Source organism: Stutzerimonas stutzeri (assembly GCF_024448955.1).
Classification (GTDB): Bacteria; Pseudomonadota; Gammaproteobacteria; order Pseudomonadales; family Pseudomonadaceae; genus Stutzerimonas; species Stutzerimonas stutzeri_AQ.
Genome location: NZ_JAMOIH010000013.1, coordinates 72946 through 88694 on the forward strand (window position 1 = coordinate 72946; position 15749 = coordinate 88694).

Annotated in this window: 16 protein-coding genes; 14 read left to right on the plus strand and 2 right to left on the minus strand. The window is 62.1% G+C overall.

The annotated features are described in order from the left end of the window. Nucleotides 1–64 precede the first annotated feature (64 nt). The 4 genes from prlC (at nt 65) to NA645_RS14710 (ending at nt 4367) form a co-directional block, all read left to right on the plus strand. Nucleotides 65–2113 (plus strand): oligopeptidase A, encoded by a 2049-nt coding sequence (gene prlC, locus NA645_RS14695; RefSeq protein WP_256049511.1) that lies wholly within the window; start codon nt 65–67, stop codon nt 2111–2113. Continuing rightward, entirely contained in the window at nt 2110–2388 is a 279-nt protein-coding gene (locus NA645_RS14700; RefSeq protein WP_256049512.1) for a YheV family putative zinc ribbon protein, read from the plus strand. Before prlC ends, NA645_RS14700 begins: the two co-directional genes overlap by 4 nt. 18 nt (nt 2389–2406) lie before the next feature. Continuing rightward, a complete protein-coding gene (locus NA645_RS14705; protein ID WP_256049513.1) occupies nt 2407–3183 on the plus strand; it encodes a DUF1835 domain-containing protein in 777 nt (258 codons plus the stop codon). Between the two features lie 104 nt (nt 3184–3287). Then, complete coding sequence (locus NA645_RS14710) at nt 3288–4367, plus strand: hypothetical protein (protein WP_256049514.1); 1080 nt, start codon at nt 3288–3290, stop codon at nt 4365–4367. Nucleotides 4368–4484: 117 nt separating this feature from the next. Here the strand turns inward: NA645_RS14710 and NA645_RS14715 are convergent, their stop codons facing one another. Next, on the minus strand, nt 4485–5555 hold the full coding sequence (locus NA645_RS14715) for an acyltransferase family protein (RefSeq protein WP_256049515.1): 1071 nt from the start codon (nt 5553–5555) through the stop codon (nt 4485–4487). Nucleotides 5556–5746: 191 nt separating this feature from the next. On the opposite strand from NA645_RS14715, the gene NA645_RS14720 reads away from it, so the two are divergent. From NA645_RS14720 to NA645_RS14745, 6 genes are all read left to right on the plus strand, one after another. Then, nucleotides 5747–6811 carry a PA0069 family radical SAM protein gene (locus NA645_RS14720; RefSeq protein ID WP_256049516.1) on the plus strand — a complete coding sequence of 355 codons (1065 nt, stop codon included), beginning with the start codon at nt 5747–5749 and terminating at the stop codon, nt 6809–6811. A 237-nt stretch (nt 6812–7048) separates the two neighbouring features. Continuing rightward, nucleotides 7049–7309, plus strand: a complete 261-nt coding sequence (locus NA645_RS14725; RefSeq protein ID WP_131649234.1) for a hypothetical protein — start codon at nt 7049–7051, stop codon at nt 7307–7309. 209 nt (nt 7310–7518) lie between these two features. Further along, complete coding sequence (coxB, locus tag NA645_RS14730; protein WP_256049517.1) at nt 7519–8652, plus strand: cytochrome c oxidase subunit II; 1134 nt, start codon at nt 7519–7521, stop codon at nt 8650–8652. Nucleotides 8653–8664: 12 nt separating this feature from the next. Next, nucleotides 8665–10293: a cytochrome c oxidase subunit I gene (gene ctaD / locus NA645_RS14735; RefSeq protein WP_256049518.1), complete on the plus strand. Its 1629-nt coding sequence runs from the start codon at nt 8665–8667 to the stop codon at nt 10291–10293. 198 nt (nt 10294–10491) lie between these two features. Beyond that, a complete protein-coding gene (locus NA645_RS14740; RefSeq protein WP_256049519.1) occupies nt 10492–11073 on the plus strand; it encodes a cytochrome c oxidase assembly protein in 582 nt (193 codons plus the stop codon). Then, nucleotides 11070–11969 carry a cytochrome c oxidase subunit 3 gene (locus NA645_RS14745; protein WP_256049520.1) on the plus strand — a complete coding sequence of 300 codons (900 nt, stop codon included), beginning with the start codon at nt 11070–11072 and terminating at the stop codon, nt 11967–11969. Before NA645_RS14740 ends, NA645_RS14745 begins: the two co-directional genes overlap by 4 nt. A 22-nt stretch (nt 11970–11991) precedes the next feature. Here the strand turns inward: NA645_RS14745 and NA645_RS14750 are convergent, their stop codons facing one another. Next, entirely contained in the window at nt 11992–12192 is a 201-nt protein-coding gene (locus NA645_RS14750; RefSeq protein ID WP_131649240.1) for a twin transmembrane helix small protein, read from the minus strand. An 82-nt stretch (nt 12193–12274) separates the two neighbouring features. Here NA645_RS14750 and NA645_RS14755 point away from each other — a divergent pair, with 82 nt between their 5' ends. The 4 genes from NA645_RS14755 to cyoE all read left to right on the plus strand — a co-directional run bounded on the left by NA645_RS14755 (nt 12275) and on the right by cyoE (nt 15730). Next, nucleotides 12275–12982, plus strand: coding sequence for an SURF1 family protein (locus NA645_RS14755; RefSeq protein ID WP_256049521.1), 708 nt, complete (start codon nt 12275–12277; stop codon nt 12980–12982). Between the two features lie 5 nt (nt 12983–12987). Continuing rightward, nucleotides 12988–13584 (plus strand): hypothetical protein, encoded by a 597-nt coding sequence (locus NA645_RS14760; RefSeq protein ID WP_256049577.1) that lies wholly within the window; start codon nt 12988–12990, stop codon nt 13582–13584. Nucleotides 13585–13737: 153 nt separating this feature from the next. Continuing rightward, the gene (locus NA645_RS14765) at nt 13738–14814 is read left to right on the plus strand and encodes a COX15/CtaA family protein (protein WP_256049522.1); all 1077 of its coding nucleotides are present in this window, start codon (nt 13738–13740) and stop codon (nt 14812–14814) included. 16 nt (nt 14815–14830) lie between these two features. Then, nucleotides 14831–15730, plus strand: a complete 900-nt coding sequence (cyoE, locus tag NA645_RS14770) for a heme o synthase (protein WP_256049523.1) — start codon at nt 14831–14833, stop codon at nt 15728–15730. Nucleotides 15731–15749: the final 19 nt, after the last annotated feature.

The following is a 15749-nucleotide window of genomic DNA, read 5'->3' on the forward strand; positions in this document are numbered from 1 at the left end:
TGGCTGCGCGGTCGGCCATTTGCCTTTAACATGCCGCAGGTATCCATCTGAAAGGGCCAATGCCGTGACCGCTACCAATCCGCTGCTTCGCGATTTCGACCTGCCGCCCTATTCCGAGATTCGCCCCGAGCACGTCGAACCGGCCGTGGACAGCATCCTCGGCGACAACCGCGTCGCTTTGCAGGAACTGCTCAGCCGTCCGGCGGAAAGCCTCGATTGGTCGACACTGGTGGTCGGCCTGGATGAAATGAACGAGCGCCTCAGCCGTGCCTGGGGCCCGGTCAGCCATCTGAATTCGGTACGCAACAATCCCGAATTGCGCGCCGCCTACGAGGCCTGCCTGCCCAAGCTGTCCGCGTACGCCACGGAACTCGGGCAGAATGCCGACCTGTTCGCCGCCTACCAGACACTGTCGCTGAGCGCCGAGGCTGAAGGCTTCGACGTCGCGCAGAAGACCATCATCGAGCACGCCCTGCGCGACTTCCGTCTGTCTGGCATCGACCTGCCGCCGGCCGAACAGCAGCGTTTCGGCGCTATCCAGATGAAGCTCGCCGAGCTGGGCAGCACGTTCTCCAACCAGCTGCTCGATGCGACTCAGGCCTGGACCAAGCACGTCACGGATGAAAGCCTGCTGGCTGGCGTCACCGATTCGGCCAAGGCGCAGATGGCCGAAGCTGCAAAAGCCAAAGAGCTCGACGGCTGGCTGATCAGTCTGGAGTTTCCCAGCTACTACGCCGTGATGACGTACGCCGACAGCCGCTCGCTGCGCGAAGAGGTCTACGTCGCCTATTCCACCCGCGCTTCCGATCAAGGTCCGAACGCCGGTCAGTTCGACAACGGTCCGGTGATGGAGCAGATCCTCGACCTGCGCCAGGAGCTGGCCAAACTGCTCAGCTTCGGCAATTACGCCGAGCTGTCGCTGGCCACCAAGATGGCCGAGAGCACCGACCAGGTGTTGGGCTTCCTGCGTGATCTGGCCGTGCGCAGCAAGCCGTTCGCCGAACGCGACCTGCAAGAGCTGCGTGCCTTCGCCGCCGAAAACGGCGTGGATGATCTGCAGAGTTGGGATGTCGGCTACTTCGGCGAGAAGCTGCGCCAGCAGCGCTACAGCCTGAACCAGGAAGAGCTGCGCGAGTACTTCCCCATCGACAAGGTGCTGTCCGGGCTGTTCGCCATCGTCCAGCGCCTCTATGGCATCGAGATTCATGAGCTGGAAAGGTTCGACAGCTGGCATCCGGACGTGCGCCTGTTCGAGATCCGCGAAAACGGCGAGCACGTCGGGCGCTTCTTCTTCGACCTCTACGCGCGCGCCAACAAGCGCGGCGGCGCTTGGATGGATGGTGCCCGCGACAAGCGCCGCACCTGCCTCGGCACCCTGCAGACGCCCGTGGCCAACCTGGTCTGCAACTTCACCCCACCGGTTGGCGAGCGCCCGGCGCTGCTGACCCACGATGAAGTCACCACTCTGTTCCACGAATTCGGCCATGGCCTGCATCATCTGCTGACCCAGGTCGAACACGCTGGCGCCTCGGGCATCAACGGCGTGGCCTGGGATGCGGTCGAGCTGCCCAGCCAATTCATGGAGAACTGGTGCTGGGATCCCGAAGGCCTGGCGCTGATCTCCGGTCATTACCAGACCGGCGAACGCCTGCCGCAGGACAAGTTGCAGCAGATGCTGGCAGCGAAGAACTTCCAGTCCGGGCTGATGATGGTGCGCCAGCTGGAGTTCTCGCTGTTCGACTTCGAGCTGCACGCCACCCATGGCGACGGTCGCAGCGTGCTGGAGGTTCTGGAAGGTATCCGCGATGAGGTCTCGGTGATGCGCCCGCCGGCCAGCAACCGCTTCCCCAACAGCTTCGCGCACATCTTCTCCGGTGGTTACGCCGCTGGTTACTACAGCTACAAGTGGGCCGAAGTGCTGTCGTCCGACGCCTTCTCGCGCTTCGAGGAAGAAGGCGTGTTCAACCCCGAGACCGGCCGTGCCTTCCGCGATGCCATCCTGGCGCGTGGTGGTTCGCAGGAGCCGATGGTGTTGTTCGTCGATTTCCGTGGTCGCGAGCCATCCACCGACGCCCTACTACGCCACCTCGGCCTGACGGAGCAAGTGGCATGACTGACGAGCCGAAAGTAACGACCAAGCGTTTTATCGCCGGCGCGGTGTGCCCGGCGTGCAGCGCGTCGGACAGTATCAAGATGTGGGACGTCGACGGCGTGCCGCATCGCGAATGCGTCGAATGCGGCTACGCTGATACCCTCAACGCCCAAGGGCAGTCGGTGCCCTCGGAGCTGGGCACGCGGGTCAACCAGGCCAAGCCGAAACCCGCCGACCCGCAGGTGCAGGCGGTGCAGTTCTTCCCCAATCCAAAGCTGAAGAAAAAGCCCGACTGATCCATTGCGAGGCCCGCCATGTGGCATCTCACCTGTGGCGATCTCGCCGCTGACAGCGTCCGGCAGCTCTTGGGCGAAGGCAACGGCGAGACGGTGCGTGTCCTGCGCGACGATCTCGCGGTCGGGCCGCTTGCCGATATCGAATCTCTATCTTGCGTGGAGCGTGTGGCGTTCTGGGAAGGCGTCTGGCCGGCTGGCCTGACGCCGCGTCCGGATTTCGCGACGGGCCTCGCTGATGCTGCCGAGTTTCTGGCGCGGCTGGCCAGCCAGTCGCGACCGGTGACGGTTTGGCATGGCGACAGCGCCTCCGAGCAGCTGATGCTGGCCCGCGTGGCAGCGGTGCTTGAAGGTTCGGCGCTGCCGTTTCGGGAGGTCGTATGTGGCACCGGCGACAGCCGCGTCGGCACGCGGATGGCGGTATCCATGCACGCGCCGGATGCCCTGGCAACGCTCTACCGACCACGCACCGTCGAGCCGGGCAGAATCGCCGAACTCGCCAGCCAATGGCGTGCGGTCGTTCAGGAGAGCGCAGCGATACGTCGCTGGGTGGACGGGCGTTTCGTCGGCGAAGTCTCTCAGCGTATCGATCACGAATTGACAGTGGCCTGCGGCGATGACTGGATGCCACTGGCCCGCGCCATGGCCGAGGTTATGGGCCACTGCGATGGGTTTTTCCCGACCGACCTGTTTCTCTACTGGCGCGCCCGTGAGCTGGCGCAACGCGGCGTCATTCAGCTCAGCGACGGTGCAGAAGCTGAGTACAGCGAGGTGCAGGTGCGTCGTACCGCAGCCTGAGCGAGCTTGCTTGCGCAGCGCTGGTTCGAGGCGGAGGCCATTCGAACGGGGGAAGCGTTTATTCTCAGGCGTCACGCCGTATTCCCAAGTCAGTTCCGAGGTTCATGCGTATGACGTGCCACAGGCGATTGCTGACGCTTTGTCTGCTTGCCCTCGTACCGATGTCGTCAATTGCCGATCCAAACGTCTCCACACTCGAAGCCGCGCGGAGCGAATGGTCGACCTATCGCTTTCCGTTGTTCGAAGGCGAGTCGGCTGCGTTGGAGCGAATCAATATCTACCTGCACGCGTTCGAACTCGACGGTTTGCCGGGCCGCTTCAAGCAGTCGCCGTTCGAGCGAATCTGGCCGAAAGAGGACGAGGGGAACGGATTGGTCAGCCTGGATTATGAAATCCATGCAAAGACGCCTGGCTTCCTTTCGCTGGATATCATTGGTGAGTATTACGGTGCCTATCTCAGCCTGGGCCGCAACAGCTATGCGTTCGCGCTAGCCGATGGTTCGCCCCTCTCGTTGTCTGAGTTGTTCAGCGAGTCGGGTCTGCAACGGCTGCGTGAACGGGTAAGCCAGGCGCGGATAGAGCGCATCGAAAATTTCCTTGCCCGACTTCCAGCGAACAGCGCCACTGAAGAAGAGGCCGAGTCCGCCGCCATTCAGCGCGAAATCTACGAGCACTGCTTGCCGCGCCATCTCGACACCAATCTCGCTCATAACAGGCTGGTGCTCGAGCAAGCGCAGCTGACCCTAATTGCGGAAAGATGCTCGGCGCATGTAGTACGCGCACTAGATGATCTTGATGAGTTTTCGAACAGTTTCCCCTACACCGATCTTGCGGAGGATCTCAGTTCGTACGGACGCTGCCTGCTGCTGGAGCAACGCAGCGATTGCCGGCAGCTGGCGAAGCCGCAAATGGGCGGTGCGTACCGTGGCGAGATTGGTCACCGCGATCGAATCACGCTGGTGATCACGCCGCCAAACGCCGAAGGCTCGTCCAGAGCCGTCTACTTTCATGGCAAGGACTCCAGCGCGATCAGGCTTGTTGTTCGCCACGACGCGAGCCGCACCTTACTTCGAGAGCAGCGTGAGGTACCCGCGCTGTTCGAGCTTCAGCTTGGCCGCGACGGCCAACTCAGTGGCAGCTGGCAAAAGGATGGTGGCCCGCCACTGCCGGTCAATCTGCGCTGATTGCGTTGCCGATCCGCGCCGCTGGGGCGACCACTGAGGTCACGCCGGTCGGAAGGCAGAGCAAGCACAGTGTTTCTATATGGCTGTCCTGCAGCCACGGCGATTCGACGTCGCGCTTCAAACCAAGGTCTTGGGCGGCACCAGGCTAGGCTCTGGCGCCCGGGCTAGGCGTTGCTTGAACTTCATAGCCGGCGCCTCGATCAGGTGCCAGGACAGAATTGCCAGCAGCAAGGTCGGCACGAGGCTAATAACGGTCAGCCAGAACACGCCGATTTCGTGGCCAAGCAGATAGACGGTGAGCTGCTGGAAAGGGAAGGCATAGATGTACATGCCATAGGAGAAATCGCCGTACTTGCCGAATCGCGAAAGCAACGGAATCGGCGCATAGGCGAGGTAGATCACCAGATAGGGCAGTGCGATCACATAAACATACGGCCCAACGGCGGTATGAAACGTCAACACCAGTGCCGCGACGAACAGGGCGGCAATCCAGCCGCGCCAGGGCAGCGCGTCGCGGTAGAGAAAGATGGCAGCGCCGGTGTAATACAGCAGACCCAGCTTGAATACGTTGGTGATGAAGAAGGACTCGATCCCGAGCCGCTCCAGTAACCAGAAATAGCCCAGGGCGAGGCCGGCGATGGGCAAAAGGATCAGTCGAGGCTTCAACAATCCAACCAGACCCATGACCAGCACGCCCAGGTACATCAGTACCTCGAGCGGAAGCGTCCACAGCGACCCGTTCACCACGTTCGGATAGATGTTATGGCTGAACACGCCCGGCAGCTCGAATCGCGTGACGAGCAGGATGTTCTGCAGGTATGTCCAGGTGATGGGGGACGAGAAATAGCTGGTCATGCTGCGCTCGGTCACCAGCGGGCCGATGACGAACGCCGATAACAAAACGGCCAGCATCAAGGCCGGAAAAACCCGCAAAGCGCGCTTGATCAGGAAGCTTCTGGCACTGCTGCTATTGATCCAGGACGACGTGATCAGGTAGCCGCTGATGACGAAGAAGATCGCGACGGCGAATTCTCCGCCGTTCTCATAGCCGGTCAGCAGCTCGATGGGCTCGTCAGGCCGGCGCCCGGTCAGCGGATAGCTATGAACGAGCAGCACCAGCGACGCTGCAAAAAAGCGCAGGAAATCAAAGTTGTTTTCCCGGGCATGCAAAGGTCCCTTGGAATGCATTGCCGCTCTCTCTCCGCAACGGCCTCTTTTAGCCGGGTACTACCGTTGTAGACGATCTATTTTGCGCGGCTGTGAATCACTCGCAATTCCGACCGGCGGTCATGAATCGTCCGGCCCTGCGCTCGTCGGAAGACGAGTGCATGTTGATCGTTCTCATATACTGTATGCATGAACAGTTATGAGGGCTGCCCATGTCCAGCATCGTCGCCACACCACGCGGTCGCGGTACCGCCATAAATCCGCACAACCGTTTCGCGCCGACCCTTAGCGAAGCCTATGACGACAGCTGGGAGCAGGAAGTACCCCCGACCCGGGCGACCGAAGTGCGCAGTGAGACGGCAAAGTCCGTCATCACTCGCAACCAGTCGCCGGATGTCGGCTTTGATCGTTCGGTCAATCCGTATCGGGGTTGTGAACATGGTTGCATCTACTGTTTTGCGAGGCCCAGCCATGCCTATTGGGACCTGTCGCCTGGCATTGATTTCGAGACTCGGCTGATCGCTAAGACCAACCTTGCCGAACGCCTGGAACAGGAGCTGAGCAAGCCCGGTTACGTGCCACAGCCCATCGCGCTGGGGGTCAATACCGACGCCTATCAGCCGCTGGAACGCGAGCAGCGGCTGACGCGTCAGGCCTTGGAAATACTGCTGCGCTTCAAGCATCCGGTGCACATCATCACCAAGGGTTCGCTGGTGCTGCGCGATCTGGACCTGCTGGTGCCTCTGGCTGAGCAGCGGCTGGTCAGCGTCTCGGTCAGCCTGACCACCCTGGATGACGAGCTCAAGCGCATCATGGAGCCTCGCGCGGCCTCGCCCACGGCGCGCCTGCGCGTGTTACGGACGCTGCACGAGGCGGGTGTTCCGGTCAGCGTGATGTGCGCGCCGATGATTCCGATGATCAACGACATGGAGCTGGAGCGCATGCTCGAGGCCGCGCGCGAGGCCGGTGCGGCGTCGGCGGGTTATGTTCTGCTGCGCCTGCCCCACGAGGTGGCGGAGCTATTCGAGGCCTGGTTGACCGAGCATTTCCCGCAGCGCGCGGCGCATGTGATGAGCCTGGTGCGCCAGTCGCGTGGCGGTAAGGATTACGACAGCCGCTTTGGCAGCCGCATGCGCGGAGAAGGGCAGTTCGCTCAGCTACTCGCTCAACGGTTCCAGCTGGCCTGTAAGCGCCTGGGCTACAACCGTCGCGATCAGAATTTCGGCCTCGATTGCAGTCGTTTCGCGCCGCCGGGGCAGCAATTGAGCCTGCTCTAGGACTTTGAAACAAAGGCCGAACAATTTCGGCCCTACATCCCTGCAACCAGTCCAGATACCGGCGCTGCTGACCGTGGGTCGAATTCATTCGGCCTTTCGATAGCTCATACCCGACGAGCGGGATCTACGGCTTTCTACCTTCACGAGTTCGCGCCGGAACTCTAGCGAGCGCGAAGGGCACCAATCCATGCACGGAACGGATTGCCGGACCTTGATTCTTGGCTTACTGGAGGTGATGTGGACTGGATCGATCTGCTGCAATGGCCGGCTATGGTCATCACGGTGCTAGCGGCGTGGCTGATCGGCTCGCTGAAACCGAGCCGGCGCACGGTGGGCTTCTGGTGTTTTCTGCTGAGTAACCTGCTCTGGGTGATCTGGGGTTGGCACGCCCAGGCCTGGGCACTGATCACGCTGCAGGTATGTCTGGCGCTGATGAATATCCGTGGCGTGAAGAAGAACGATCAGCCGCGCGAAGCGGAAGCTAACCCGAGCACCTGACGAAATTGCCAGTCGGAGAACGCTGTCTATACTCCGATCGTAAGCGTACCGATTGAATCCGACTGCGCGTGCAAAGCGAAGGCTGGTGACCAGGAATTGGGGGGCACCGGATCAAGGCGTAGTCAGGCCGTCGAAGTGAGCGTGGCTCCCTTCGCGTCCGGACAACAGGCCAGTCGGCGGGATAACAAGAACCATAAGGGGAACCCGCAATGTCGCGACATCCACGAGTCTGGATGGGGATTGGGCTGTGGTCGCTATTCGGTCAGGCCCAGGCGGCCTGGGACGTGAATATGCAACCCGGCGTAACGGACGTCAGTCGCTCCGTATTCGATTTGCACATGACCATCTTCTGGATCTGCGTGATCATCGGCGTGCTGGTGTTCGCGGTTATGTTCTGGTCGATGTTCGCCCATCGGCGTTCTAAACGACTGGAGTCGGCGCACTTCCACGAAAATACCAAGGTCGAGGTTCTCTGGACCGTCATTCCCTTGTTGATCCTGATCGCCATGGCCGTGCCGGCGACGCGCACTCTCATCCACATTTATGACGCGTCCGAATCGGACGTGGATATCCAGATCACCGGCTACCAGTGGAAGTGGCATTACAAGTATCTGGGAGAGGATGTCGAGTTCTTCAGCAACCTCACGACACCGCGAGACCAGATCAACAACCAGGCGCCCAAGGGCGAACACTATCTGCTGGAGGTCGACGAGCCGCTGGTGATTCCGGTGGGCGCCAAGGTGCGCTTCCTGATTACCGCCGCGGACGTCATCCATTCCTGGTGGGTACCGGCGCTGGCGGTCAAGAAAGACGCCATCCCTGGCTTCATCAACGAATCCTGGACGCGTGTCGAGGAGCCCGGCATCTACCGCGGCCAGTGCACCGAGCTGTGCGGCAAGGATCATGGCTTCATGCCGGTCGTGGTTGAGGTCAAATCCACAGAGGACTATGCCGCCTGGCTGGGCGAGAAGAAGGCCGAAGCGGCCAAGCTCGCCGAGCTGACCAGCAAGGACTGGACACTGGAAGAGCTGACCGCCCGCGGCGAGCAGGTTTACCAGACCAACTGCGCATCCTGTCACCAGGCCAATGGCGAGGGGATACCTCCAATGTTCCCTGCGCTCAAGGGCTCGCCAATCGCTACTGGCGATGCTGAAAACCACATCAGCATTGTCGTCAAGGGCGCGCCGGGTACGTCGATGCCGGCATTCGGCCCGCAGCTTTCCGAGGTCGATCTAGCCGCGGTGATCACCTACGAGCGCAACGCCTGGGGTAACGACACGGGCGACATGGTCACGCCGAAAGACGTGCTCGTCTTCAAACAGGCCGAAGAAGCCACCCAGTAAGAGGATCAGGTGATGAGTGCAGTGATCGACGATCATGGTCATGCCGGGCATGACCATCACCACGGCCCAGCCAAGGGTCTCTCACGCTGGCTGCTGACCACCAATCACAAGGACATCGGCTCGATGTACCTGTGGTTCAGCTTCTGCGCCTTCCTGCTGGGCGGCTCCATGGCGATGGTGATCCGCGCCGAGCTGTTCCAGCCGGGGCTGCAGATCGTGCAGCCGGAATTCTTCAACCAAATGACCACCATGCACGGCCTGATCATGGTCTTCGGCGCGGTGATGCCGGCGTTCGTCGGCCTGGCCAACTGGATGATCCCGCTGATGATCGGCGCGCCGGACATGGCCCTGCCGCGCATGAATAACTTCAGCTTCTGGCTGCTGCCCGCCGCGTTCGGCCTGTTGGTCTCGACGCTGTTCATGGAGGGCGGCGGGCCGAACTTCGGCTGGACCTTCTATGCGCCGCTATCGACCACCTACGCGCCGGAGTCGGTGACCTTCTTCATCTTCGCCATCCACCTGATGGGGATCAGTTCGATCATGGGCGCGATCAATGTGGTCGCTACCGTGCTCAACCTGCGCGCGCCGGGCATGACGCTGATGAAGATGCCGCTGTTCGTCTGGACCTGGCTGATCACCGCTTTCCTGCTGATCGCGGTGATGCCGGTGCTGGCCGGCGTGGTGACCATGATGCTGATGGACATCCACTTCGGCACGAGCTTCTTCAGTGCGGCGGGCGGCGGCGACCCGGTGCTGTTCCAGCACGTGTTCTGGTTCTTCGGCCATCCCGAGGTGTACATCATGATCCTGCCGGCGTTCGGCGCAGTCAGCTCGATCATTCCGGCGTTCTCGCGCAAGCCGCTGTTCGGTTACACCTCGATGGTTTACGCCACCGGCGCGATCGCCTTCCTGTCGTTCGTCGTCTGGGCGCACCACATGTTCACTGTCGGCATACCGCTGACCGGCGAGCTGTTCTTCATGTACGCAACCATGCTGATCGCCGTGCCGACCGGGGTGAAGGTGTTCAACTGGGTGTCGACCATGTGGCGCGGCTCGCTGACCTTCGAGGCGCCGATGCTGTTCGCCGTGGCCTTCGTCATTCTCTTCAGCATCGGCGGTTTTTCCGGCCTGATGCTGGCCATCGCGCCGGCGGATTTCCAGTACCACGACACCTACTTCGTGGTGGCGCATTTCCACTACGTGCTGGTGCCGGGGGCGATCTTCGGTATCTTCGCTTCGGCCTACTACTGGTTGCCCAAGTGGACCGGGCACATGTACGACGAGACGCTGGCCAAGCTGCACTTCTGGATGAGTTTCGTCGGCATGAACCTGGCGTTCTTCCCGATGCACTTCGTCGGCCTGGCCGGCATGCCGCGGCGCATCCCGGACTACAACATGATGTTCGCCAACTTCAACATGATCTCGTCGGTGGGCGCCTTCATGTTCGGCGCCACACAGCTGCTGTTCCTGTTCATCGTCATCAAGTGCATTCGTGGTGGCCCGGTCGCCGCCGCCAAGCCTTGGGATGGTGCCGAAGGGCTGGAATGGAGCGTGCCGTCGCCGGCGCCTTACCACACCTTCAGCGTGCCGCCGGATATGCACACCCTGCATGAACACCGGACGGGGCCGAAGCATGATTAAGGTCGAAGCCGCTCAAGGCTGGAGGTTGAGGGTCGGACGAGGAGTGGCTTCGAGGGCGTGCTCCGCGGGTACTTGGGTTGTGGCTGATGGTTGCGTTGGTGGGCTGAAGCCCACCCTACAGGACTCCCATGGTGGTCTGAAGCGGGGCGGGCTGACCCCCGCGCTGCGCGATGAACGGCCCTGCGCGAGGAGAATGCAATGAGCGATTCCCTGCCCACCGCCCGTCTGGTTCGCCGTCTGCTGCTCGTCGTGGTGGCGATGTTCGCCTTCGGCTTCGCACTGGTGCCGATCTATGACGTCATGTGCCAGGCTTTCGGCATCAACGGCAAGACGGCTGGCGCCTACGAAGGAACGCAGACGGCGGACGAGGCGCGGGAGATTCGTGTGCAGTTCCTGGCCACCAACGCCGCAGGCATGGAATGGGAATTCGGCCCCCAGGCCGATCAGCTCAGCGTGAATCCCGGCGCCAGTCAGGAAATGCGCTTCGTCGCCTACAACCCCACGGATAAGCCAATGACGGCCCAGGCCGTGCCCAGCGTGTCGCCCTCCAAAGCAGCTGCGTACTTTCACAAGACCGAGTGCTTCTGCTTTACCCAGCAAGTGTTGCAGCCCGGTGAGCGCATCGAGATGCCGGTGCGCTTCATCGTTGATCGTGATCTGCCCGCAGACGTGCGTCATCTGACGCTCGCCTACACCCTGTTCGACATCACGTCTCGCCAACCCCCCGTCGCCGCCATTGATCAGGCGCCCGTGGTGGCGGCCAAGGAGAGTCTGCAATGAGCAAACAGACCACCACGCACGAGAATTACTACGTCCCCGCCCAGAGCAAGTGGCCCATCGTTGCCACGGTTGCGCTGTTGGTCACCGTCTACGGCCTCGGCAGCTGGTTCAACGACCTCAAGGCCGAGCGCGCCGACTCCAACGGTCCGCTGATCTTTTTCATCGGTGCGCTGCTGATCGTTTACATGATGTTCGGCTGGTTCGGCTCGGTAGTCCGCGAAGGTCGTGCCGGGCTCTATAGCGGGCAGATGGACCGGTCCTTCCGTTGGGGCATGACCTGGTTCATCTTTTCCGAGGTGATGTTCTTCGCTGCGTTCTTCGGCACGCTGTTCTACATACGCTACTGGGTTGGTCCGTGGCTCGGTGGCGATGGCGACAAGGGCGTCAGCAATATGCTCTGGCCCAACTTCGAATACACCTGGCCGCTGCTGAACAACCCCGATCCCCAACTGTACCCGGCGCCGGAAGGCACGATCAGCGCCTGGGGGCTACCGCTGATCAACACCATTCTCCTGGTCACCTCCAGCTTTACGCTGACCTGGGCGCACCACGCACTGCGCAAGGGCAATCGCAAACACCTCAAGCTCGGGCTAGGGCTGACCGTGCTGCTCGGCGTGGCCTTCCTCATCCTGCAGATCGAGGAGTACGTGCACGCCTATACCGAGCTCGGCCTGACGCTCGGCTCGGGCATTTACGGCGCGACCTTCTTCATGCTCACCGGCTTCCACGGCGCTCACGTCACCATGGGGGCGATCATTCTTACGGTCATGCTGGTGCGCAGTTTTCGCGGTCACTTTACGCCCGAGCAACATTTCGGCTTCGAGGCGGCGGCCTGGTACTGGCACTTCGTGGACGTGGTATGGCTCGGCCTGTTCGTCTTCGTTTATGTGCTTTGAAGCTGCACACCCGTTGTAGGCGCTATCCGAAACCGGGCTGCAGCAGCCCGGAGTAAAAGCCCCACGCGATCAGCGCTACAGTCAATGCAGTGAGGGAGACTCGAACGAACAGGGCGGTTACCAGACGGGAGGTGCGGCCTTCGTCCTTGACCAGAAAGAACAGTCCACTGAACAGACTGACCAGCGTGGCGACTAATAACAGAATAATCACCGCCTTGAGCATGAGCGGGTCCGCCGTAATAGGTGAACTGGGGGAAGTGGGGGTGGAGTATAGCCAGCCGGATAAATACGTCGCGGGGCGCGGCATGAGCGGCTTCAAGCCGGGTTTGCTGCCAACGCTGATAGTGCTGTGCCTGTTGCCGCTGCTGGTCTGGCTAGGTTTCTGGCAGCTGGAGCGCGGCGAGCAGAAGCGCGACATGCTGGCCCGTCAGGAGGCCCGCCAGGAAGCCGCGCCGGTATCGCCGGAGCAGATCGAGAACCTTGAAGATCCCATCTATAGCCGCATCCATCTTCAGGGCAGCTTCGATGCCGAGCACAGCTTTTTGCTGGACAGCCGCACCCGCGACGGTCAGGTCGGCGTCGAGCTGCTGCAGCCGTTTCAGGATCAGGCCAGCGGCCGATGGGTACTGGTCAACCGGGGCTGGCTGCCTTGGCCGGATCGCCGCATCCCGCCGAAATTCGACACACCGGATCGCCCGTTGAAGCTGGCCGCCTGGGTCTACGCCCCCTCGGGCGAGCCGTTCATTCTTAGCAAGCGCATGGCCGAAGGCTGGCCGCGGCTGATCAATCACGTCGATGTCGAGGAGATCTGGCAGATGCTCGATCGCGATGGCGTCAGCTACGAGCTGCGGCTGGAGCCGGGGCCCGCGGCATACCGCGCCGACTGGCCGGTGACCTTCATGAAGCCGCAGCAGCATGTGGGTTACGCGGTGCAATGGTTTGCGCTGGCAGCGGCGTTGCTGGCGTTGTTCATCTACTTCGGCGTGCATCAGGCACGAGGGAGCAAGCAGTGACCACGATGAATCCGACACTCAACCCTGCGCAGCCGCAGCGGCGTCGCGGGCGGCTGCAATTGTTGCTGATCCTGGCGGTGGTGATTGGCCCCATGCTGCTGGCCAACGCTATGTACCACTTCGGCTTCTGGGTCCCGCAAACCCGAACCTATGACGGCGCCCTGGTCGCGACCGGGCAGGGCCGCGATGCGCTCGGGATCAATGCGCCGGTCGCCACCGCGGCGGCCGCCGCCGAGCCGCGCTGGGAGCTGCTGGTCACGGCACCGCAAGGCTGCGCCGAGGATTGCCAGCAACTGGTCTATCTGGCCCGTCAGATCAATATCGGCCTGGCCCGCGAAGCCGGTCGCGCCGGTCATGCGCTAGCCAGCGCGCAACCTTTAGCTAGCGACTATGACCAGCGCCTGCAACGCGAATACCCTCAACTGCAGCGCTATCCGCTGGACGCCGCCATATACGGCGCCAATCCCGAGCTGCCCGCTGGCGCGCAACTCTGGATCGTCGACCCGCACGGGAATCTGGTGCTGCGCTACGACGCGAAAGCGGACGGCAAGGCGATTCTCGATGATCTGAAGTATCTGTTGAAGATCTCGCAAATCGGGTGATGACGATAAAGACCTGAAGGCTTGAGGCTGGACGCGTTGGAGCCTGACAAAAGATGTCGAGAGCCATGAGTAGGCCTGATGGAAGGAAGCTGATAGCTAAGGGCTTCGGCGGACTGATCGTCCAGCCTTCAGCCCGAGTGAAACGAGGACCTTATGCAACCAAAATCACGCCCCGGTTATCGCTTTGCCGTATTCGCCACGCTGCTGACTGTAGTGGTGGTGTTGCTGGGTGCCTACACGCGGCTGACCCACGCTGGCCTTGGCTGCCCGGATTGGCCGGGGTGCTACGGGTTTCTCACTGTGCCTATGAGCGAAGACAAGCAGAGCCTGGCCGCGCTGCGCTTTCCGGACGCGCCGCTGGAGGTGCACAAAGGCTGGAACGAGATGGTCCATCGCTACTTCGCCGGTGCGTTGGGATTGGTGATTCTCGCGCTGGCCGTGCAGGCTGTGCGCCGCCGCGCCGAACCCGGCCAGCCGGTAAGACTGCCGCTGTTGCTGCTGGCCGTCGTGATCGCCCAGGCGGCGTTCGGCATGTGGACCGTCACCCTGCAGCTCTGGCCGCAAGTGGTCACGGCCCATCTATTGGGTGGCTTCACCACCTTGAGTCTGCTGTTCCTGTTGAGTTTGCGCCTATCCGGTCGGCAGCCGGCGATCCCTAGTGTGGCGGGTCAGGTCAGAGGGTTGGCGATGGTCGGCATGCTGGCGGTGATCCTTCAGGTGGCGCTGGGTGGCTGGGTTAGCAGCAATTACGCGGCGGTGGCGTGCACGGATTTCCCCACCTGCCACGGCGAGTGGTGGCCTGAGATGGATTTTGCCAATGCCTTCAATCTGACTCACCACGACATCGGCCCGAACTATCTGGGTGGGATGCTCTACGGCGAAGCGCGCACGGCCATCCACGTCGCGCATCGGCTGGGTGCTCTGACCGTGACGCTGATCCTTCTGGCGCTGACCTGGCAGCTCTGGCGCAACGGGCTGCCGCGCCTTGCCGGCTTGTTGCTGGCCGCGCTGGCATTACAGATCGGATTGGGCATCAGCAACGTGCTGCTCAATCTTCCGCTCGCGGTCGCCGTCGCTCACAACGGCGGCGGCGCGCTGCTGCTGCTGGTTACCGTGCTGATCAACCACCGCTTGCGCTTGAGCAGCGAGGTTGCCGCTGCGCAAGACCTGACGACACAGGCACGCCTGAATCCGAACACGACGGGCGGGCTCGACCTGCCCCGCGCTTGACCATAAGGAGAATCCCATGGCGACTCTACTCAGCGAACGCGGCGCCCAGGCCAGCTGGCGCGATTATCTGGAGCTGACCAAGCCGAAGGTGGTGCTGCTGATGCTCATCACCTCCCTGGTGGGCATGTTCCTGGCGACGCGGGCCGGCGTGCCCTGGACCGTGTTGGTGTTCGGCAACCTCGGGATTGCGCTCTGTGCCGGGGGGGCGGCGGCGGTCAATCATGTGGTGGACCGGCGTATCGACTCGGTGATGGCGCGCACGCACAAGCGGCCATTGGCCGAGGGACGGGTGTCGCCGGCTGCCGCGCTGTTTTTCGCGCTACTGCTGAGTGTGGCGGGGATGGGCCTGCTGCTGACCTTCACCAACGCGCTAGCGGCCTGGCTGACGCTGGCCTCTCTGGTCGGCTATGCGGTCATCTACACCGGCTTTCTCAAACGGGCCACGCCACAGAACATCGTCATCGGCGGGCTGGCCGGCGCCGCGCCGCCGTTGCTCGGCTGGGTTGCGGTGACCGGGCAGGTGACGGCGGAGCCGTTGCTGCTGGTGTTGATCATCTTCGCCTGGACGCCGCCGCATTTCTGGGCGCTGGCGATCCACCGCAAGGCCGAATACGCCAAGGTCAACGTGCCCATGCTGCCGGTGACCCACGGCGAGCACTACACCAAGGTGCACATCCTGCTCTATACGGCGGTGCTGCTGGCAGTGAGCTTCATGCCCTTTGCCATTCACATGAGCGGCCCGTTGTACCTCGCGGCGGCCGCGCTGCTGGGTGCTCGATTCCTATTCTGGACCATCGTGCTCTATCGCGACAGCCGGCCCCATGCGGCGATCAAGACCTTCAAATTCAGCATCTGGTACCTGTTCGCGCTGTTCATCGCGCTGCTGGTTGATCATTATCTGCTGCTCAACATCTGAGCCGCTCGACAAGGAACCC